Source organism: Pseudarthrobacter niigatensis (assembly GCF_030812615.1).
GTDB classification, from domain to species: domain Bacteria; phylum Actinomycetota; class Actinomycetes; order Actinomycetales; family Micrococcaceae; genus Arthrobacter; species Arthrobacter niigatensis.
The window spans coordinates 193,435-214,320 of the sequence record NZ_JAUSTB010000001.1; the positions used below are offsets into that span (position 1 = coordinate 193,435).

Sequence of the window (20,886 nt, forward strand, 5' to 3'; positions counted from 1 at the left end):
GGGCTCAACACCGGCAGCCAGCCAACAACCGGCAGGACCCCCTATCCGGGGCCAGGCCACCTGAACGAAAGACCCGTGCCCCATCGGCGCGGACCAAGAAGGGTAAGAAAACAGCTCATGAAGTCGCAGGAGATCACAAAGCGCTGGGTGGACTTTTTTGTCAGCAAGGGCCACACCGCGGTTCCCTCCGCATCGCTGGTCTCCAGCGACCCCTCGCTGCTGTTCACGGTGGCCGGCATGGTCCCGTTCATTCCCTACCTCACCGCCCGCGAGGAAGCACCCTACTCCCGCGCCACCAGTGTCCAGAAGTGCATCCGCACCGGCGACATCGAGGAAGTGGGCAAGACCGCCCGGCACGGCACCTTCTTCCAGATGTGCGGCAACTTCTCCTTTGGCGACTATTTCAAGGAAGACGCCATCAAGTTCGCCTGGGAGCTGCTCACCACGGGCGTTGACGACGGCGGCTACGGCCTTCCGCCCGAGAAGCTGTGGGTGACCGTCTATGAGGAGGACGACGAGGCCGAGGAGCTGTGGCTGAAGAACACCGGCGTCCCCGCCGAACGCATCCAGCGCATGGGCAAGTCGGACAACTACTGGTCAACTGGCCAGCCCGGCCCGGCAGGACCCTGCTCCGAGATCTACTACGACCGCGGACCGGCCTACGGCATCGAAGGCGGACCGCTGGCTGACGAGACCCGCTACATCGAGATCTGGAACCTCGTGTTCATGCAGTACCAGATCGAGAACGTCCGCTCCAAGGTCGACTTTGACATCGTTGGAGAGCTGCCGAAGAAGAACATCGATACCGGCCTGGGCATGGAACGCCTCGCGATGATCCTGCAGGGCGTCGAGAACATGTACGAGACCGACCAGGTCCGCCCCGTAATCGACAAGGCCGCCGAACTCTCCGGCAAGGAGTACACCTCCGCGGAAACCGAGGACGATCCGCACCACACCGACGACGTCCGCATGCGCGTGGTGGCAGACCACGTCCGGTCGGCCCTCATGCTGATCTCCGACGGGGTCACGCCGTCCAACGAAGGACGTGGCTACGTTTTGCGCCGCCTCATCCGCCGCGCCGTGCGCTCCATGCGCCTCCTCGGCGTCGAGCAGGCCTGCCTGCCCGACCTGCTGCCGGCTTCACGCGACGCCATGAAGGGCGTCTACCCGGTGGTGGCGACCGATTTCGACCGGATCAGCCGCATCGCCTACGCCGAGGAGAAGGCATTCCTGCGCACCATCGCCTCCGGCACCGCCCGGCTCGAGGACGCGGTCAAGGAGTCGAAGGCGGCCAACAAGCCCCTGTCAGGCGAGGATGCCTTCACCCTGCACGACACCTACGGCTTCCCGATCGACCTCACCCTTGAGATGGCCGAAGAGGCCGGCCTGAAGGTTGATGAGGCGGCGTTCCGCAGCCTCATGCAGGAACAGCGCCAGCGCGCCCAGGCCGACGCCAAGGGCAAGAAGGGCGGCCACGCCGACGTCAGCGTCTTCCAGGAAATCCTGGGCCAGGGCGAGACAGTCTTCACCGGGTACTCCGAACTCGAAGGCGAATCCCGCGTCCGCGGACTGCTCAGCGCGGGCCGGCAGGTCCAGCAGGCGTCCACCGGTGACGAGATCGAACTCGTGCTTGCCGAGACGCCGTTCTACGCCGAAGCCGGCGGCCAGGCAGCAGACACGGGCCTGATCACCGGTGACGGGTTCGTCGTCGAGGTCCTGGACGTCCAGCGCCCTGTGAAGGGACTGAGCGTACACAAGGCGGTTGTCCGCGAAGGTGAAATCGGCGCAGACTCCCTGGTGCGCGCCGCCGTCGACCGTGAACGCCGCCATGCCGCCGAGCAGGCGCACACCGGCACGCACATCGTGCACGCCGCCCTGCACCAGATCCTGGGCCCGGAAGCCACCCAGCGCGGATCCTTCAACAAGGCCGGCTACCTGCGCTTCGATTTTGCCTGGGGCGAGGGGCTGAGCACTGCTACGCGGTCCGAGATCGAAGAGGTCTCCAACCTTGCCATCCGCAACAACTACGCGGTGGAAACGAAGATCATGGGGCTGGCCGAGGCCAAGGCCCTGGGTGCCATGGCGCTCTTCGGCGAGAACTATGGCAGCGAAGTGCGGGTGGTGGAGATCGACGGCGCCTGGTCCCGCGAGCTCTGCGGCGGCACCCACGTCGCCAACACCTCGCTGATTGGCAGCCTGTCCCTGCTGGGCGAACAGTCTGTGGGTTCAGGCAATCGCCGCGTGGAGGCGTTTGTCGGCATGGAGGCGTTCCGTCACCTTGCGGCCGAACGGGCGCTGGTGACTGAGCTGACTGATCTGCTCAAGGTTCCGTCCGGCCAGCTTGCCGACAGGATTTCCGCAACCCTGGCCAAGCTCAAGGCCACGGAGAAGGAATTGGACCGGCTCCGCAAGGAACAGCTTGCTGCGTCGGCCGCCCAGCTGGTCAGCGCCGCCCGCGACGCCGGTGGAGTGCAGGTGCTGGCCCATGACGCCGGCACCGTCAGCGGCGCCGACGACCTCCGCGGGCTGGCCCTCGACCTCCGCAACCGCCTGGGTTCCGGTGCGGCGGCCGTTGCCGTCGCCGGCGTCGCCAATGACCGTCCCCTGATCCTGGTGGCCACCAACGAGGCCGCCAGGGAGGCAGGCGTTAAGGCCGGTGCCCTGGTCCGGGTCGCCGCCGGTGTCCTCGGTGGTGGCGGCGGCGGCAAGGACGACGTCGCCCAGGGCGGCGGAACCGACGCCGGAAAGGTCGGCGCTGCCCTGGCAGCCGTCGTCGACGCCATCTCAAGGCGATAACCGGGCCATGACCAGTGCTGTTGCTGACGGCGGCTACCCCCAGGGCGTGAAGCTGGGGGTGGACGTCGGCACCGTCCGCGTAGGGGTGGCCATCTGCGACCGCGATTCGATTCTTGCCACGCCCTATAAGACCCTCGACCGGAACGCTAAAAAGAATTCGGACGTGCGCGTGATCGCCAAGCTCGCGGAAGAGCTTGGAGCCGTTCAGGTCATCGTCGGCCTCCCCAAAACCATGAAGGGCGAGGAACACGCGTCTGCCCGGATGGCGGCCGACTATGCACTGCTTTTGGCAACCGAGCTTGCCGGCCGCGGCCTGGCAGTTCCGGTTAACCTCGTGGACGAACGCCTCAGCAGTGTCTCGGCCCACCGGAACCTGCATGAAGCTGGCATGAGCAGCAGGGACCACCGTAAAGTAGTTGATCAGGTCGCGGCGGCGGGTATTCTTCAGCACGCCATCGACATGCAGAAAGCCAGGGGAGCGGATGTCGGCTCACGCGTGACAGCGCCATCCCCGTCCGTGGACCTGGGGGCCGGTGGGGCGGACCAGCCCGTCCGCGCCATCCCCGCGGACACGAACCAATCTTCAGATAATGGAAGGCAACAGTGAGCCCTGCCAACATTGACGACACCTCCGGTCCGCTGGACCCCGGGGCCGGGAGGCCACTGACCCGCAAGGAACTGCGGGCCCGGGAGAAAAGCCTCAACACCGGAGGCCACGACGCCGTGCCCGAGCAGGCCTACGAAACCGGTGACGTCCCGCCGCCACCGGCGGCACCTCCTGCCGCCGCGGCGGCCGCGCCCACCTTTGCCCCGCATCCCGCTACTGGAGATGTCCCGGCAGCACCGCAAACGCCACCGTCCATCCAGGACGACCACGCCGTGCACGGCACCTCCGAAGAAGGCGCCGCCGGCGCGCCGCCGCCCCTCGGCCACCCCGACGACGTACCGCACCATGGGGAAGCGGCGCACGATGACGACGCCGCCCACCAGGACGAGGTGCACTACGCCGACGCGCACCATGGGGAAGTGGCGCACCACGACGACGTCCCGCACCACGGGGACGAGGTCCACTACGCCGACGCACACCACCACGACGTCCCGCACCGGGACAGCCACCTCCACCATGAGGAGGACGTGCACGGCCACTACGGGTCGACGGATTACCACCACGGCGACACCCACCCGGAGTCGGCGCACGTGGACCCGGTGGCCGGAATCCTCCCGGCAGCGTCCGCTGAAGTGGTGAAGCGGCCGTCCAAGAAGGTCCGGCGCCGCCGCAGGCTGCTGGCCCTGTTCCTGACCCTTGCTGTCTTTGTGACGGCGGTCGCCGTAGGCGCCCAGTTCCTCAAACCTTTGCTGGGCGACGGAAAGCCATCGGACTTTCCCGGTCCCGGAACCGGCGAGGTGCACGTGACCGTTGCCAGCGGCGAGGGGACGCGCTCCGTCGCCACCGAGCTGGAAAACCAGCGTGTCGTAGCCAACGCGGACACTTTCATGCAGGCGTTCCATGCCTCCGGGGCAACCTTGTCGCCCGGCGACTACGTCTTCAAGAACGAAATGAAGAACGCCGATGCCGTCAATGTCCTGGCCGGCAAGGACAAGACCAAAGTCATCTACTTTGCGCTGAGTGCGGGCCTGCGGATCAGCGAGTCCCTGCAGGCGATCTCCGAGGGCTCCGGAGCGTCCATGCAGCAACTTCAGGCGCTCAGCAACCAACCGGCCCAGTTCGGCCTGCCGGCCAACGCCAAGAACCTCGAAGGCTACCTCGCTCCCGGCGAGTACCGCTTTCCGTTGGGCACCCCTGTCAAGGACATCCTGCAGGCCTTGGTGAAGTCCACCACCGACGAACTGGTATCCCAGGGCATCACCGATCCGGCCAAACAGTACGAGGCCGTCATTGTGGCAAGCATCGTCCAGGCCGAAGGCGGGCAGGCCGACTACGGCGACGTGGCCGGTGCCATCTACAACCGGCTCAAGCCCAACGACCAGACCGGCGGGTTCCTGCAGGTTGACTCGGCCGTCACGTACGGCCTGGGCACCCGGAGCTTCAACTTCACTGATGAGCAGCGGAAGGACAAGTCCAACCCGTACAACACCTACGCCAATCCGGGACTGCCGCCCGGGCCCATCGGCTCACCGGGCAAGACCGCCATCGACGCTGCCGCCCGGCCCAAGGCCAACGACTACCTGTACTGGGTGACCGTGAACCTGGACACCAAGGAGACCAAGTTCGCCAAGACGCTGGCCGAACACAACACCTACGTTGAGCAGTACAACGCGTGGTGCCAGGCCAACGCGGGCCGCTGCACATGAGCCTGCGGGCTGCCGTCCTTGGCCACCCGATCAGCCACTCGAAGTCCCCGGCGCTGCACCTCTCCGCCTACGGGCAGCTCGGGGCGGGCATCAGTTACACGGCCATCGACGTCACGGAGGCGCTGCTGCCAGCGTTCATGCGACAGATCCGGAACCAGCCGGGCTGGCGGGGCCTCTCGGTGACCATGCCCCTGAAGACGGCCATGCTGGACGAGGTGGACGAGGTACGTGGGGTGGCGGGGACCCTCGGCGTGGTCAACACCGTAACGTTCGAGGAATCGGCGGGCAGCGTGAAGACTGTGGGCTCGAATACGGACGTCACAGGCATCGTCAACGCCCTGCGGCACGCCGGCACCAAGGCGGCCCCGTCGGCCGTCATCCTCGGCGGCGGCGGAACAGCGGCATCGGCCATCGCTGCCCTGCAGGAGCTGGGCACCGGCACCGTGCAGGTCTTTGTCCGTGATGCGTCCCGGACGTCGGAGGTCCGCTCCGCCGCTGACAGCCTGGACGTGGTCCTCGAAATCCGTCCGCTGGCTGCGGCCGCCCGTCCCACTGCGGAGGCCGACGTCGTCATTTCCACCCTGCCGCCCCGCGCGGCAGATGGACTCGCCGCGGAAATTGCGGCGTTGAAGACCAGGACCCCCGGCGTCCTGCTGGACGTTGCCTACGATCCGTGGCCCAGCCTGATTGCTTCCGTGTGGCAGGCCGGCGGGGGTGCCGTAGTGCCCGGCCTGGAAATGCTGCTGTACCAGGCCGTGGAACAGGTGCGGCTCTTCACCCGGCGCGGGGAAGACGTTAATGCAGCTGTCATAGATGTGATGTGTGACGCAGTCGGCCTTGCCCGGCGGGCGTTCTGACCGCCCTACGTGGCAGGATGGAAATTATGCGTTGGTTGACTGCCGGTGAATCCCATGGCCCGGCTCTGATGGGAATTATTGAAGGCGTCCCCGCCGGTGTGGAAATCACCGGCGGCCACATCGCAGACTCCCTGGCCCGCCGCCGGCTTGGCTACGGGCGGGGGGCCCGGATGAAGTTCGAGCAGGACGTGGTCACTATCCTCGGCGGTGTCCGGCACGGCCTGACCCAGGGCGGTCCCGTCGCCATCCAGGTGGCGAACACCGAATGGCCCAAGTGGGAGCAGATCATGTCCGCCGACCCGGTGGAACCCGGACTCCTCGCCGACCAGGCGCGCAACGCGCCCCTGACGCGGCCGCGCCCGGGGCACGCCGACTTCACGGGCATGCAGAAGTACGGCTTCGACGAAGCCCGCCCGGTGCTGGAGCGCGCCAGCGCACGGGAGACCGCCACCCGCGTGGCACTGGGGACCGTGGCGGCCCAGTTCCTCAAGCACCTCGGCATTGAACTTGTCAGCCATACCGTGTCCATCGCCAGCGTGACGGTACCCGAAGGCCGCCCGCTGCCCGTGCCCGGTGACGTCATCGCCCTGGACACGGACCCCCTGCGCTGCTTCGACCGCGAAACTTCGGACGCCATGGTGGCCGAAGTGGATGCTGCGCACAAGGAAGGCGAAACCCTGGGCGGCGTGGTGGAAGTCCTGGCGTACGGGCTACCGCCCGGACTGGGCAGCTACGTGCACTGGGACCGCCGCCTGGACGCCAGGCTGGCGGCCGCCCTCATGGGCATCCAGGCCATCAAGGGGGTTGAGGTCGGCGACGGCTTCCTGACCGCTGCACGCCGTGGCTCCGCTGCCCACGACGAAATCGTCCGGGACGGCGACGGCCGCATTGTCCGCGCCAGCAACCGCGCCGGCGGCATCGAAGGCGGCATGAGCATCGGCGATGTCCTCCGGGTCCGCGCAGCCATGAAGCCCATCGCAACCGTTCCGCGCGCCCTGCGGACCATCGACGTCAGCACCGGGGAGCCGGCCAAGGCACACCACCAGCGCTCGGATGTCTGCGCAGTTCCGGCTGCCGGCGTGGTGGCCGAGGCCATGGTGGCCCTGGTCCTCGCTGAAGCCGTCATTGAAAAGTTCGGCGGTGACTCCGTGGCGGAAACCGCGCGCAACATCAAGGGTTACCTGGACAGCATCCCGGCATCCCTGGACTCGATCGGCCAGTAGTGCTCCACCGCAGCAGTCCCGGACCTCTCGGCGACCGGCCGATAGTGCTCATCGGCCCGATGGCCGTGGGAAAATCGGCCATCGGACAGCAGCTCGCCCAGCAGGTGGGCGCCAGGTTCATCGACACGGACGCGGTGATCGTGGCCGGCCACGGGTCCATCGCGGACATCTTCGCAGGACGCGGCGAGCACGCGTTCCGGGAGATCGAGGCCCGGACCGTCGCCGACGCCGTCGAGGAAGCCGAAGGCACACCCACGATAATTTCGCTGGGCGGCGGGGCTGTACTCGACTCGGGAACGCAGCAACTGATCAGCCGCTGCACCGTTGTGTACCTGGAGTGCGACGCCGATACCGTGGCGGACCGGATAGCCCGGAACTCCGGCCGTCCCCTCCTCGCCGGCGATGCCATGGGCCGCTGGACGGCAATGTTCGCCACCCGCAGGCCGGTCTACGAGAGGCTGGCCGACATCACCCTGGACGTCCGCCACGGCTCAATACCTGAGCTCGGCGGCCGGCTGGAAGCAGCACTGCGGAACCACGCAGCTGCCAAACAGGAAGTTGAAAAGTGAACACGCAATCAACAGTCATCAACGTCACCGGCGAAGGTGCCGGCAACAACTACGGCGTCGTCGTCGGGCGCGGCCTGCTTGGTGACCTTCCCGGGCTGCTCGGGGAGCGCGTCCGGCGGGTCCTGGTGATCCACCCCCGTGCCCTGCGCCTCACCGGAGACACTGTCCGGGACGAACTCGCCGCTGCCGGCTTCACCTCCCTCACCGCCGAAATCCCGGACGCGGAAGAAGGCAAGCACATCCAGGTGGCCGCTTTCTGCTGGCAGGTCCTCGGCCAGAATGATTTCACCCGCTCCGATGCCATTGTTGCCGTGGGCGGGGGCGCGGTGACCGACCTCGCCGGCTTCGTCGCCGCCACCTGGCTGCGCGGGGTCAAGGTCATCCACATGCCCACCAGCCTGCTGGGCATGGTGGATGCGTCCGTGGGCGGCAAGACCGGCATCAACACCGCTGAGGGAAAGAACCTGGTGGGTGCCTTCCACCCGCCCGCTGCCGTCCTGGCGGACCTGGACACGCTGGACACGCTGCCGAAAAACGAGATGATTTCCGGCCTCGCCGAGGTCATCAAGTGCGGCTTCATCGCCGATCCCGCCATCCTTGACCTGGTCGAAACGGACCCCGCCGCGGTGGTGGACCCCCGCTCCGAAGCGCTCCGCGAACTCGTTGAACGGGCCATTGCGGTCAAGGCGAAGGTGGTCTCCGAGGACCTCAAGGAATCCGGCCTCCGGGAGATCTTGAACTACGGCCACACCCTGGGCCACGCCATCGAACTGGTGGAACGCTACTCCTGGCGGCACGGGGCCGCCGTGTCCGTCGGGATGATGTTCGCCGCGGAACTCGCCCGCAGCGTCGGGCGGCTCAGCGATGCCGACGCCGACCGGCATCGGAGCATCCTTGACGGGCTTGGGCTTCCGGTCACCTACCGGCGGGACCGGTGGCAGGGCCTGCTCGACGGTATGCGCCGTGACAAGAAATCCCGGGGGGACCTGCTGCGCTTCGTCGTCCTGGACGGCATCGCCAAGCCCGGAATCCTCGACGTCCCGGACACGTCGCTGCTGTTTGCCGCCTACCAGGAGATTGCTTCCTGATGCAGGGCGATATGAGTGGGACCGCTGACTGGCCAGAGGCCGGCTTCCCGGGGATCAGGATCAACCCGGATACCCTGCGCCCGCAGATCATCAACGAGGACGCGGTCAGGGAGGCCCTGGCTGCCTCCACCGACCCTGCCGACCCGATCTTCGTGTTGCTCGTGGAGGGCCATGCCTCCGACGCCGCCGAACTGCTTGCCGAAGCCCGGTTCAAGGACCCGGAATCATTCCGGCTGCGCCTTTTCGAGGCCGAGGTGCTGAGCGTCTCGCACCGGATGGACCGCGCCATCGAGTTGTTCCGCCAGCTCGTCGCCGAGGTGCACGGGACACCCCGCGAAGCGCCCGCATTGCAATACCTGGGACGCACCCAATACGCGGCCGGCCAGACCTCGGCCGCCGTTGAGTCCTTCTCCAAGGCCCTGGACCTCCGGGTGGCACAGTCAGCGGATGCGGCCCAGATCTACTCCTCCACCGTGGCCTTGCAGCGCGCCCGGGACGTCCTGGACCTGGCCTGCTGAGCCCCGTCCCGCAGCACCGGAAAGGCTTCCCGGTATTTACCGGTAGAATGGTTGTGGAATTTTTGCATCCACGCGATTTTTGACAAACACGTGCAGGCGGGCCGTTGCGGCGTGCCCGCCCGGCATACAGCATCTGACCACGCGGCCAGACAAAGAAACCAGAGGAAACCAGTGGCAACCACTAACGACATTAAGAACGGAACGGTCCTGAAGCTCGAGGGCCAGCTCTGGAACGTCATCGAATTCCAGCACGTCAAGCCCGGCAAGGGCGGCGCCTTTGTGCGGACCAAGATGCGCAACGTGATGTCCGGCAAGGTTGTTGACAAGACGTTCAACGCCGGGCTCAAGATCGAGACGGCCACCGTAGACCGCCGTGACTACCAGTACCTGTACCAGGACGGTGCGGATTTCGTCTTCATGGACACCTCCGACTACGACCAGATCACCGTCTCCGGCGCCACGGTAGGCGACGCCACCAACTTCATGCTCGAAAACCAGATGGTCAACATTGCCATCCATGACGGCAACCCCCTCTACATCGAACTGCCGCCGAGCGTCGTCCTCGAAATCACCTACACGGAGCCGGGCCTGCAGGGCGACCGCTCCTCCGCAGGCACCAAGCCTGCCACCCTGGAGACCGGCTACGAAATCCAGGTCCCGCTGTTCATCGAGAACAACACCAAGGTCAAGGTGGACACCCGCGACGGCAGCTACCTGGGCCGGGTTTCTGAGTAGTGAGCGCCCGCGGTAAAGCCCGCAGCAGGGCACTGGATGTTCTTTTCGAAGCGGAGCAGCGCTCTGTTTCGGCGTTCGACGTGCTTCGCGCACGCCGCGAAAAGACCGACCAGGTGGTCAACCCCTACACCCTGGAAATCGTCGAAGGCGTAGTCTCCCAGCAGGCGGCCATCGACGAGTTCCTGGAGACTTACTCGCAGGGCTGGACCCTGGAGCGCATGCCCTCCGTGGACCGAATCATCCTGCGCATTGGCACCTGGGAGCTCCTCTACAACGACGACGTCCCTGACGGGGTGGCGGTCAGCGAGGCAGTTGCGCTGGCCAAGACGTTGTCCACCGACGAGTCTCCGCAGTTCATCAACGGCCTGCTGGGTCGGCTGCAGCAGCTGAAGCCCTCACTGCTGGCCTGACCCAAGGACAATGCACCGTAACAGCAGAAGGCCCCGCCACCGGCGGGGCCTTCTGCGTTGACGGCCGGTCGTCAGCCGGCCACCGCCGCGCGCAGGGAGAGGATGTGCTGGAGTTGCTGCCTTTCTTCGGCCTGGTGCAGCGGCACGTCGCGTCCACTGAGGATGCGCTGCCGGGTGTTGGCCAGCTGGGTGGCTGCCTTCAGGAATTGCTTCATCTGTCGTTTCCGTCCCGACCTTGCAGCCCACGCCAGGGCCGTGCGCCGGCCACCCACCGTAGCCAGCAACTGGACTTCGGCCGGGGTGAACCAGCCCGCGGCCGAGTACTCCAGCAGGCGCTGGCGGGTCAGGCGTTTCTCGGCCACCCGCAGGAAGATGATGCCGGCCACCGCGAGCAGGAAGATCGGTACCTGGACCACGATGTAATCCAGCAGGAACCCCTGGCCCATGCTGTTCCACCTGTTATGCAGGAACATGGCCGGCAGCAGTCCCACGAAGAATGCACCGATTGATGCGCCCGTATGCCAGCGCCGGGCGGAGAAACCCATCACCAGGCCCGTGGTGCCGGTGAAGATCGCATGGGCGAACGGGGACATGACGCCGCGGAGGAAGAAGACCTGGGCGAGGCCGCCGGCAGGGGATGCGGACTCTGCAATGGCACGGCCAAAGTAGAGGATGTTCTCGGTGAACGCGAATCCGCCGGCGATGGTGAAGGCGAACACCACGCCGTCCACGGGGCCGTCGAATTGCCGGCGCGCCGCGAGGAGGAGGATCAACAATCCAAGTGATTTGGCGAATTCCTCAACGATGGGCGCCTGCACCGTTGCCATGTAGGTCCGCAGGTCCGGTTCTCCGGTGAACTGGAACGCGAAGACGAAGAACGGCTGGATCAACAGCGTCACGGCAACGGACACCGCCGCACCCCACGTGAAAGCGAAGAACAGCAGGCGCTTGGGCTCCGGCTCCCACCTGTCGATGATGTGGACGGCGGCCAGGACCACGGCCAGGGGGACCAGGGACGCCAGGAAGCCGATCAGGAAGCCTCCGGCCCCGGTGTTGGACAGCAGGAACGGCACCACCAGGAACAGGCTGAGGAAGGCCAGTATGCCGCCGGCGACCGACAGGCCTGCCAGGCCGCCGCGGGTCCGCGGCGCCGTTGCCCGGGCAGGGGCCATCACGGCCAGCGGCTGGCCCTGGTGGCCCGGGGCGGTCCGGTAGTGCTCCGGGTGTACGTGGCCCATCCAGCTGGGATTGGCCTGCTGCGGCAGGGGGCCGGGCGTGCCGCGGTAGGGGTCGTCGGGAAGCCCGGAAGGGGGTTGCTGCGGGTACATCGCCATATCCGAAAGCCTAGGCGCGTACCTCTGCACCACAAAGAACCCCGGCATCGGACCGCTGGAATGTGATCAGCGCCGCGTTCCCACGGCACCGGACCGGGAAAGTCCGTGTGGTAATTTTGAACAGCAAACATTCCTTTTTTAATTCCGTCCTGTGAGGCGGGGAAAGGGGAGACGAGCGTTGACATCTGTCACCAGCGCACCGGTTCCAGCCAGGGTTGTCCTCAGCCAGGCGGACATTGACCGGGCCCTCACTCGTATCGCCCATGAGATCCTCGAAGCCAACAAGGGGTCCCGGGACCTGGTCCTGTTGGGCATTCCCCGCCGCGGCTACCCGCTGGCCGTGCGGCTCGCCGAAAAGATTGCTGCCGCAGACAACACCGTTGATGCCGCCGCCATCGTGGGCCAGCTCGACGTCACCATGTTCCGGGACGACCTCTCCCACCAGGGCACGCGGCCGCCGTACCCCACCAGGCTTCCCCGGACCGGCATCGACAACAAAGTCGTGGTGCTGATCGACGACGTCCTTTATTCGGGCCGCACCATCCGCGCCGCGCTGGACGCCCTCGTTGACCTCGGCCGCCCCCGGATCGTCCGGCTCGCGGTCCTGATCGACCGGGGCCACCGCGAACTCCCCATCCGCGCCGACCATGTAGGCAAGAACCTGCCTACCTCCTCCGCGGAAAAGGTCAGGGTCCGGCTGGAAGAAACGGACACCTCCGACGCCGGAGCGCCGGTCAACGAAGTCGTCATTGAGGGCGGCGCATGAAACACCTCCTGTCCACCGGGGACCTGAGCCATTCGAACGCCATCCGCATCCTTGACACTGCCGAGGAAATGTCGGCCGTGGGCGAGCGGGAAGTGAAGAAGCTTCCGGCGCTGCGCGGCCGCACCGTGGTCAACCTGTTCTTCGAGGACTCCACCCGCACCCGCATTTCCTTCGAAGCCGCGGCCAAGCGGCTCTCTGCCGACGTCATCAACTTCGCCGCCAAGGGATCCTCCGTCTCCAAGGGCGAGTCCCTCAAGGACACGGCCCAGACCCTGTCCGCCATGGGTGCTGACGCCGTCGTGATCCGTCACTGGGCGTCGGGGGCACCCCACCGCCTGGCCGCCACGGACTGGATCGATGCAGCCGTGATCAACGCCGGTGACGGCACCCACGAGCACCCCACCCAGGCCCTCCTGGACGCCTTCACCATGCGGCGGCACTGGGCCCGCCTGGCCGGAACGGGCTCCGAAGGAACGGACCTCAAGGGCATGCGGGTGGCCATCGCCGGTGACGTGCTGCACTCCCGCGTGGCCCGCTCCAACGTCTGGCTGCTCCGGACCCTGGGAGCGAAAGTCACGCTCGTGGCGCCGCCCACCCTGCTGCCGGTCGGCGTCGACAAGTGGCCCTGCAGCGTCAGCTACGACCTGGACCAAGCCCTCGCAAACGGCGTGGACGCCGTCATGATGCTCCGCGTCCAGGGCGAACGCATGAACGCGTCGTTCTTCCCAAGCACCCGCGAATACTCCCGCCGCTGGGGCTTCGACGACAACCGGCTCCGGGCCCTGGACGACCTGGGCATGACGGACACCATCATCATGCACCCGGGCCCCATGAACCGCGGCCTGGAGATCAGCGCCGCCGCCGCGGACTCGCCGCGCTCCACCGTCCTGGCCCAGGTCCGGAACGGCGTGTCCGTGCGGATGGCCGCACTGTACCTGCTGCTCTCCGGGGACACCCGGGAACCAGCCGCAACCCGGGCACCGGCGTTCGCCGCTGCCCCGTCCACCAAGGAGAGCAACTGATGGCAGGCAACACCGGAACGTACCTCATCCAGGGCGCCGCCATCCTGGGCGGCGAACCCACCGACCTGCTGGTCCGCGACGGCATCATTGCCGAGATCGGCCACGGGCTGTCCGCTGATGGTGCCACCGTCATCGACGCCGCCGGGCTGGTGGCCCTGCCGGGCATGGTGGACGTCCACACCCACCTCCGCGAACCCGGCCGCGAGGACGCCGAGACGGTCGAGACCGGAACGCGCGCAGCGGCGCTGGGCGGCTACACCGCCGTGCACGCGATGGCCAACAGCACTCCTGTGGCCGACACCGCGGGTGTGGTGGAGCAGGTCTACACCCTCGGCCAGGCAGCAGGGTGGGTGGACGTCCGCCCGGTAGGCGCGGTCACCGTCGGCCTGGCGGGGGAGCAGCTTGCCGAGCTGGGCGCGATGGCCGATTCCCGCGCCCGGGTGCGGATGTTCTCCGACGACGGCATTTGCGTCCACGACCCCGTGCTGATGCGCCGCGCGCTGGAGTACGTCAAGGCGTTCGACGGCGTGGTGGCCCAGCACGCCCAGGAACCGCGCCTGACCGCCGGTGCCCAGATGAACGAAGGCGACGTCTCGGCCGTCCTGGGCCTCACCGGCTGGCCCGCCGTGGCCGAGGAAAGCATCATTGCCCGCGACGTCCTCCTGGCCCAGCACGTCGGCTCTCGCCTGCACGTCTGCCACGTGTCCACGGCAGGATCTGTGGAGATCATCCGCTGGGCCAAGGAACGCGGCATCGACGTCACGGCGGAGGTCACCCCGCACCACCTGCTGCTGACCGACGACCTGGTCCGCAGCTACGACCCCGTCTTCAAGGTCAACCCGCCGCTGCGCACCGACGCGGACGTCCAGGCGTTGCGCGCCGGCCTGGCAGACGGCACGATCGACGTTGTGGGTACCGACCACGCACCGCACCCCAGCGAGCACAAGGAATGCGAGTGGGCGCAGGCTGCCATGGGCATGACCGGACTGGAAACCGCCCTGTCCGTGGTCCAGCACGCCATGATTGAGACCGGACTGATGACGTGGGCCGACTTCGCCCGGGTCACCTCCAGCGCGGCAGCGAAGATCGGGCGGCTGGCCGACCAGGGCAGGCCCATCGAAGCGGGGGAACCAGCCAACCTCATCCTGGTGGATCCGGCCGCGCGCTGGACGGTGGACCCCTTCAAGATGGCCACCATGGGCCGCAACTCGCCCTTCAAGGGCAGGGAACTCCCGGGCAAGGTGGTGGCAACCTTTTTCCGCGGCCACCCCACGGTCCTCGACGGTGGCCTCAACACGCCCCACCCGGACTCCGCCGCAACCCCTGCAGGCGCTGCCTGATGGATAAGATCCTTCCCGGCCTTGCCATGCTGGCGGTGGTCGCCGTCGTGTTTGTCCTCCTCGCAGTGGGCTGGCGCAACCGCCTTAAGCGCCAGTCCGACGTCGAACAACTGCCCCCGGCGCCCTCCGCCCCGGGCGAGCCCACCGCCGCCGCCGAAGGGCAGTACGTGGCCACCACGACGGCCGGTGACTGGCTTGACCGGATCGCCGTGCACGGGCTGGGCATCCGCACCAACTCCACCCTCGAGGTGTACCCGCACGGCGTCCTCTACGGGCGGTCCGGCGCACCTGCGCTGTACATCCCCGCAGCCTCCCTCACCGAAGTCCGCCAGGACAGCGGCATGGCAGGGAAGTTCGTGGAAAAGGACGGCCTCCTGGTGCTCGGATGGACGCACGGCACGCATGAACTGGATACCGGCTTCCGAACCCGCCGCGCCGCGGACAAGGACGTGCTGTACCAGGCCCTTCAGGAATTGATTTCGTCAGCCCCAGCGGCTGGTGCCACCAGTGGAAAGTAAGACAGTGAAAGCGAATACATTGACAGCAACCACCTCCGCTCCGGCAGCCCTGGTCCTCGAAGACGGACGCATTTTCCGCGGCACCAGTTACGGTGCCACCGGCACCGCCCTGGGCGAGGCCGTCTTTGCCACCGGCATGACCGGCTACCAGGAAACCATTACCGATCCCTCTTACGCCCGCCAGCTGGTGGTGCAGACGGCGCCGCACATCGGCAACACCGGCGTGAATGATGACGACGCCGAGTCCCGGCGCATCTGGGTGGCCGGCTACATCGTCCGTGACGCCGCCCGCCGTCCCTCCAACTGGCGTTCCGAGCGGTCGCTGTATGAGGAGCTGGTGGCCCAGGGCATCGTCGGCATCCAGGGTGTGGACACCCGCGCCATCACCCGGCACCTGCGTGAGCATAAGACCATGCGCGCCGGCATCTTCTCCGGCGAGGCGGCGCAGGGCACCGACAAGGAACTGCTCGACGCCGTCCTGGCCAGTGCCCCCATGGAGGGTTCGCGCCTGGCCGAGGAAGTCAGCGTCGACGAAGCCTATGTGGTGGAACCCAAGGACCACGGCTGGGAGGGTGAACCCCGCTTCAGCATCGCGGCGATCGACCTCGGCATTAAGGCCATGACGCCGGTCCGGTTCGCCGAGCGCGGCGTCCGGGTCCACGTACTCCCGGCCACCGCCACCCTCGAGGACGTCAAGGCCGTCAACCCGGACGGCTTCTTCATGTCCAACGGCCCTGGCGACCCCGCCACCGCCGACGCCCAGGTCAAGCTCCTGCGCTCTGTCCTGGACGAGAAGCTGCCCTACTTTGGCATCTGCTTCGGCAACCAGATCCTGGGCCGCGCACTGGGCTTTGGCACCTACAAGCTCCGCTACGGCCACCGAGGCATCAACCAGCCCGTGATGGACCGCCGCACCGGCAAGGTGGAAATCACCTCCCAGAACCACGGTTTCGCCGTGGACGCCCCGCTCGACGGCGCCACCCAGGCTCCGGAGGCACGCTACGGCCGGGTGGAAGTCAGCCACATCAGCCTGAACGACGACGTCGTGGAAGGCCTCGCCTGCCTGGACATCCCGGCCTTCTCCGTCCAGTACCACCCCGAGGCTGCGGCCGGCCCGCACGACGCCGCCTACCTGTTCGACCGGTTCATCGACCTGATGGCGGACACCAAGACCGCCAACCACAACAAGACTGAGGACAAGAAGTAATGCCGAAACGTACAGATCTCAAAAGCGTCCTCGTCATTGGTTCCGGCCCGATCGTCATCGGCCAGGCCGCCGAATTCGACTACTCCGGCACGCAGGCCCTGCGGGTCCTCAAGGAGGAGGGCCTGCGCGTCATCCTCGTGAACTCCAACCCGGCCACCATCATGACCGACCCCGAGTTCGCCGACGCCACCTACGTTGAACCCATCACTCCCGAGGTGGTGGAGAAGATCATCGCCAAGGAGCGCCCCGACGCCGTGCTTCCCACCCTGGGTGGCCAGACCGCGCTGAACACCGCCATCGCCCTGGACAAGAACGGTGTGCTGGAGAAGTACAACGTGGAGCTGATCGGCGCGAACATCGCCGCCATCGAACTCGGCGAGGACCGCGAAAAGTTCAAGGGCGTCGTGGAGCGCTGCGGCGCCGAATCCGCCCGCAGCCACATCATCCACACCATGGATGAGGCCCTCAACGCCGCCGGTGACCTCGGCTACCCGATGGTCGTCCGCCCCTCCTTCACGATGGGCGGCCTGGGCTCCGGCCTGGCCTACAACGAGGATGACCTGCGCCGCATCGTCGGCCAGGGCCTGCAATACAGCCCCACCAGCGAGGTGCTGCTCGAAGAGAGCATCCTGGGCTGGAAGGAATACGAGCTCGAGATGATGCGGGACAAGAACGACAACGTGGTTGTCGTCTGCTCCATCGAAAACTTCGACCCCGTAGGTGTGCACACCGGCGACTCCATCACCGTGGCGCCGGCCCTGACCCTCACCGACCGGGAGTACCAGAAACTCCGCGACGTAGCCATCGCCGTGATCCGTGAAGTGGGCGTTGACACCGGCGGCTGCAACATCCAGTTCGCCATCGACCCCGCCACCGGCCGCGTGGTGGTCATCGAAATGAACCCCCGCGTCTCCCGCTCCTCGGCGCTGGCATCCAAGGCAACCGGCTTCGCCATCGCCAAGATCGCCACCAAGCTCTCGCTCGGCTACACCCTGGATGAGATCCCCAACGACATCACCCAGAAGACCCCGGCGTCCTTCGAACCCACCCTTGACTACGTGGTGGTCAAGGTCCCGCGGTTCGCCTTCGAGAAGTTCCCGGCCGCGGACGACACCCTGACCACCACCATGAAGTCCGTGGGCGAAGCCATGGCCATGGGCCGCAACTTCACCGAAGCCCTGCAGAAGGCGCTCCGCTCCCTCGAACAGAAGGGTTCGCAGCTGGACTTCAGCAGCGTCCCGGAATACGAAGTGGCAGAGCTTATCGAGAAGGCCAAGCGTCCCACCACCGAACGCCTGCACCAGGTCCAGCGCGCCCTCCTGGGCGGCGCCACCGTGGAGCAGCTCTTCGAGGCGACCAAGATCGACCCCTGGTTCCTGGACCAGCTCCAGCTGCTCAACGAGATCTCCCACGAAATCCGGCAGGCCGGAGCCCTCACCAAGGAGATGCTGCAGCGTGCCAAGCGCCACGGCTTCTCCGACGAGCAGATCGGCGCCCTGACCCACAACTCCGAGGCCGTCGTCCGCGGTGTCCGGCAGGCCCTGGGCATCCGCCCCGTCTACAAGACCGTTGACACCTGCGCCGCCGAGTTCGCCGCGTACACCCCGTACCACTACTCGGCCTACGACGAGGAGGACGAGGTTGCGCTGCACTCCAAGCCGTCCATCCTGATCCTCGGTTCCGGCCCCAACCGCATCGGCCAGGGCATCGAGTTCGACTACTCCTGCGTCCACGCCTCCATGGCGCTGCGCAAGGCCGGCTACGAGACCGTCATGGTCAACTGCAACCCGGAAACCGTCTCCACCGATTACGACGTCTCCACCCGCCTGTACTTCGAGCCGCTCACGCTCGAGGACGTGCTGGAGGTCATCGCGGCAGAGGAACGTACCGGCGGCGTCATGGGCGTCTTCGTCCAGCTCGGCGGCCAGACCCCGCTGAAGTTGGCGCAGCAGCTGGCTGACGCCGGCGTGCCGATCCTGGGCACCTCCCCGGAGGCGATCGACCTCGCGGAGCACCGCGGCGCCTTCTCCCGCGTGCTGGACAAGGCCGGCCTGGTGTCGCCCAAGAACGGCACCGCCGTCTCCTTCGAGGACGCCAAGAAGATCGCGGACGAGATCGGCTACCCCGTCCTGGTCCGCCCGTCCTACGTGCTGGGCGGCCGCGGCATGGAAATCGTCTACGACGAGCCCAACCTCTCCCGCTACATCGCCAACGCCACCGAAATCACCCCGGACCACCCCGTGCTGATCGACCGGTTCCTCGAGGACGCCGTCGAAATCGACGTCGACGCCCTCTACGACGGCACCGACATGTACCTGGGCGGCATCATGGAACACATCGAGGAAGCCGGCATCCACTCCGGCGACTCCGCCTGTGTCCTGCCTCCGATCACCCTGGGCGGCAACGTCATCGAGCGTGTCCGTGTAGCCACCCGCGCCATCGCCGAAGGCGTGGGCGTCCGGGGCCTGATCAACATCCAGTTCGCGCTGGCCTCGGACGTGCTGTACGTCCTGGAAGCCAACCCCCGCGCCTCGCGGACCGTGCCGTTCGTGTCCAAGGCCACCGGCGTCCAGATGGCCAAGGCCGCGGCCCTGATCGGCACCGGCGTGACCATCAACCAGCTCCGCAGCGCCTACAAGATGCTGCCGGAGTCCGGCGACGGTTCAACCCTGCCCCTTGACGCCCCCGTGGCCGTCAAGGAAGCGGTGCTCCCGTTCAGCCGGTTCCGCACCCTCGAAGGCAAGGTGGTGGACTCCCTGCTCGGACCCGAGATGCGCTCCACCGGCGAAGTCATGGGCATCGACAAGCACTTCGACACCGCCTTCGCCAAGAGCCAGGCCGGTGCCAACAACGCCCTGCCCACCGAGGGCAAGGTCTTTGTCTCCGTGGCCAACCGGGACAAGCGCTCGGTGATCATGGCGGTCAAGCGCCTCTCGGACCTTGGCTTCGAGATCGTCTCCACCGGCGGCACGGCGGACGTTCTGCGCCGCAACGGCATCCAGGCCACTCCAGTCCGCAAGGTTGCCGAGGGCAGCAGCGCCGAAGGTGAGGGCACCATCGCCGACCTGATCGTGGCGGGGGAAATCGATATGGTCTTCAACACGCCCTCCGGTGGGGAGGCGCGCAGCGACGGCTACGAGATCCGCGCCGCGGCAACCTCCATCGGCATCCCGTGCATCACCACCGTGGCCGAATTCAACGCCGCGGTCCAGGCCATCGAAGCCATGCGCACCTACCAGTGGTCCGTTACCAGCCTGCAGGAACACGCGGCAGCCCTCGCGGAATCGCAGAAGGCGGCCCTGCAGCATGCCTGAGCAGGTATCCGGCACCACCCCGGGGCCAGGCGCCGGCCGGGAGTCCTTCGGCTCCCGGCTCGGCGCAGCCATGGCCGCCCGCGGCCCGCTCTGCGTCGGCATCGACCCCCACCCGGCCCTGCTGAAGGCATGGGGGCTGGACGACGACGCCGCCGGACTGCGCCGGTTTTCGCTGACGGCTTTGGAGGCAGTGGCTTCCCTCGCTGCCGCGGTGAAGCCGCAGGTGGCACTTTACGAGCGCCACGGATCGGCCGGCCTGGCCGTCCTGGAAGAGGTCCTGGCTGAAGCCCGCAACCAGTCGGTACTCACGGTCGCCGACGCCAAGCGCGGCGACATCGGCTCCACCATGGCCGCCTATGCCGATGCCTGGCTCCGGGACGGCTCCCCGCTGGCGGCGGACTCCGTCACGCTGAGCCCCTACCTCGGCTTCGAGTCGCTGCGCCCCGCGCTGGACCTCGCGGCGGAAACCGGGCGCGGCGTATTCGTGCTGGCACTGACGTCCAACCCCGAAGGCGCCTCGGTCCAGCACGTCGGTGGAAAGGATTCCGTGGCCCGCCGGATCACGGAGGCCGCGGCCGCGGAGAACTCACGGTACGCCGGAAGCCTCGGCTCCGTCGGCCTGGTGGTCGGCGCCACCGTGGGGAGCGCCCTGGCAGACCTGGAACTGGACCTCGCCGCCGTCCGTGGACCCATCCTGGCACCCGGGCTCGGTGCCCAGGGGGCTACCCCGGCCGGGCTGAGGACCACGTTCGGCGACGCCTACCCGCTCGTCCTGGGAACATCGAGCCGCGACATCCTCGCGGCGGGACCGGAAATCCGCGGACTGCGTGAGGCCGCCCTGCGGACGCTGGCGGGACTGCGGGGCGAATAGGCCGC

At 67.2% G+C, this 20,886-nt stretch carries 18 protein-coding genes; 17 read left to right on the forward strand and 1 reads right to left on the reverse strand.

Annotation, left to right across the window (positions count from 1 at the left end; translation table 11 throughout):
* Positions 1–117: 117 nt before the first annotated feature.
* From alaS to nusB, 10 genes are all read left to right on the forward strand, one after another.
* Positions 118–2,796 carry an alanine--tRNA ligase gene (gene alaS / locus J2T23_RS00960; protein WP_307356418.1) on the forward strand — a complete coding sequence of 893 codons (2,679 nt, stop codon included), beginning with the start codon at positions 118–120 and terminating at the stop codon, positions 2,794–2,796.
* A gap of 7 nt (positions 2,797–2,803) precedes the next feature.
* The gene (ruvX, locus tag J2T23_RS00965) at positions 2,804–3,403 is read left to right on the forward strand and encodes a Holliday junction resolvase RuvX (protein WP_141160341.1); all 600 of its coding nucleotides are present in this window, start codon (positions 2,804–2,806) and stop codon (positions 3,401–3,403) included.
* Positions 3,400–5,109 (forward strand): endolytic transglycosylase MltG, encoded by a 1,710-nt coding sequence (gene mltG / locus J2T23_RS00970; RefSeq protein WP_307356421.1) that lies wholly within the window; start codon positions 3,400–3,402, stop codon positions 5,107–5,109. The genes ruvX and mltG overlap by 4 nt, the downstream gene beginning before the upstream one ends.
* A complete protein-coding gene (locus J2T23_RS00975; protein WP_307356422.1) occupies positions 5,106–5,966 on the forward strand; it encodes a shikimate dehydrogenase in 861 nt (286 codons plus the stop codon). The genes mltG and J2T23_RS00975 overlap by 4 nt, the downstream gene beginning before the upstream one ends.
* Positions 5,967–5,989: 23 nt before the next feature.
* The gene (aroC, locus tag J2T23_RS00980; RefSeq protein ID WP_141161573.1) at positions 5,990–7,189 is read left to right on the forward strand and encodes a chorismate synthase; all 1,200 of its coding nucleotides are present in this window, start codon (positions 5,990–5,992) and stop codon (positions 7,187–7,189) included.
* Positions 7,189–7,758: a shikimate kinase gene (locus J2T23_RS00985; RefSeq protein WP_141160344.1), complete on the forward strand. Its 570-nt coding sequence runs from the start codon at positions 7,189–7,191 to the stop codon at positions 7,756–7,758. The genes aroC and J2T23_RS00985 overlap by 1 nt, the downstream gene beginning before the upstream one ends.
* Complete coding sequence (aroB, locus tag J2T23_RS00990) at positions 7,755–8,846, forward strand: 3-dehydroquinate synthase (protein WP_141160345.1); 1,092 nt, start codon at positions 7,755–7,757, stop codon at positions 8,844–8,846. Before J2T23_RS00985 ends, aroB begins: the two co-directional genes overlap by 4 nt.
* A complete protein-coding gene (locus tag J2T23_RS00995; RefSeq protein ID WP_307356425.1) occupies positions 8,846–9,364 on the forward strand; it encodes a tetratricopeptide repeat protein in 519 nt (172 codons plus the stop codon). The genes aroB and J2T23_RS00995 overlap by 1 nt, the downstream gene beginning before the upstream one ends.
* 171 nt (positions 9,365–9,535) lie before the next feature.
* Positions 9,536–10,099 carry an elongation factor P gene (gene efp / locus J2T23_RS01000; RefSeq protein WP_141160347.1) on the forward strand — a complete coding sequence of 188 codons (564 nt, stop codon included), beginning with the start codon at positions 9,536–9,538 and terminating at the stop codon, positions 10,097–10,099.
* Positions 10,099–10,509, forward strand: a complete 411-nt coding sequence (nusB, locus tag J2T23_RS01005) for a transcription antitermination factor NusB (RefSeq protein ID WP_141160348.1) — start codon at positions 10,099–10,101, stop codon at positions 10,507–10,509. Before efp ends, nusB begins: the two co-directional genes overlap by 1 nt.
* A gap of 71 nt (positions 10,510–10,580) precedes the next feature.
* Here the strand turns inward: nusB and J2T23_RS01010 are convergent, their stop codons facing one another.
* On the reverse strand, positions 10,581–11,843 hold the full coding sequence (locus J2T23_RS01010) for a PrsW family intramembrane metalloprotease (protein WP_307356428.1): 1,263 nt from the start codon (positions 11,841–11,843) through the stop codon (positions 10,581–10,583).
* A gap of 178 nt (positions 11,844–12,021) precedes the next feature.
* Here J2T23_RS01010 and pyrR point away from each other — a divergent pair, with 178 nt between their 5' ends.
* The 7 genes from pyrR to pyrF are packed head-to-tail and all read left to right on the forward strand — an operon-like array spanning position 12,022 to position 20,881.
* Entirely contained in the window at positions 12,022–12,609 is a 588-nt protein-coding gene (gene pyrR / locus J2T23_RS01015) for a bifunctional pyr operon transcriptional regulator/uracil phosphoribosyltransferase PyrR (protein WP_141160350.1), read from the forward strand.
* Complete coding sequence (locus J2T23_RS01020) at positions 12,606–13,631, forward strand: aspartate carbamoyltransferase catalytic subunit (RefSeq protein WP_307356429.1); 1,026 nt, start codon at positions 12,606–12,608, stop codon at positions 13,629–13,631. The genes pyrR and J2T23_RS01020 overlap by 4 nt, the downstream gene beginning before the upstream one ends.
* Positions 13,631–14,971: a dihydroorotase gene (locus J2T23_RS01025; protein WP_307356431.1), complete on the forward strand. Its 1,341-nt coding sequence runs from the start codon at positions 13,631–13,633 to the stop codon at positions 14,969–14,971. The genes J2T23_RS01020 and J2T23_RS01025 overlap by 1 nt, the downstream gene beginning before the upstream one ends.
* Positions 14,971–15,489 carry a PH-like domain-containing protein gene (locus J2T23_RS01030; protein ID WP_141181646.1) on the forward strand — a complete coding sequence of 173 codons (519 nt, stop codon included), beginning with the start codon at positions 14,971–14,973 and terminating at the stop codon, positions 15,487–15,489. Before J2T23_RS01025 ends, J2T23_RS01030 begins: the two co-directional genes overlap by 1 nt.
* Positions 15,470–16,696 (forward strand): glutamine-hydrolyzing carbamoyl-phosphate synthase small subunit, encoded by a 1,227-nt coding sequence (carA, locus tag J2T23_RS01035; RefSeq protein WP_370871440.1) that lies wholly within the window; start codon positions 15,470–15,472, stop codon positions 16,694–16,696. The genes J2T23_RS01030 and carA overlap by 20 nt, the downstream gene beginning before the upstream one ends.
* Positions 16,696–20,010: a carbamoyl-phosphate synthase large subunit gene (gene carB / locus J2T23_RS01040; protein WP_141160355.1), complete on the forward strand. Its 3,315-nt coding sequence runs from the start codon at positions 16,696–16,698 to the stop codon at positions 20,008–20,010. The genes carA and carB overlap by 1 nt, the downstream gene beginning before the upstream one ends.
* Positions 20,003–20,881 (forward strand): orotidine-5'-phosphate decarboxylase, encoded by an 879-nt coding sequence (gene pyrF, locus J2T23_RS01045; protein ID WP_307356436.1) that lies wholly within the window; start codon positions 20,003–20,005, stop codon positions 20,879–20,881. Before carB ends, pyrF begins: the two co-directional genes overlap by 8 nt.
* The last annotated feature ends 5 nt before the right edge of the window (positions 20,882–20,886 follow it).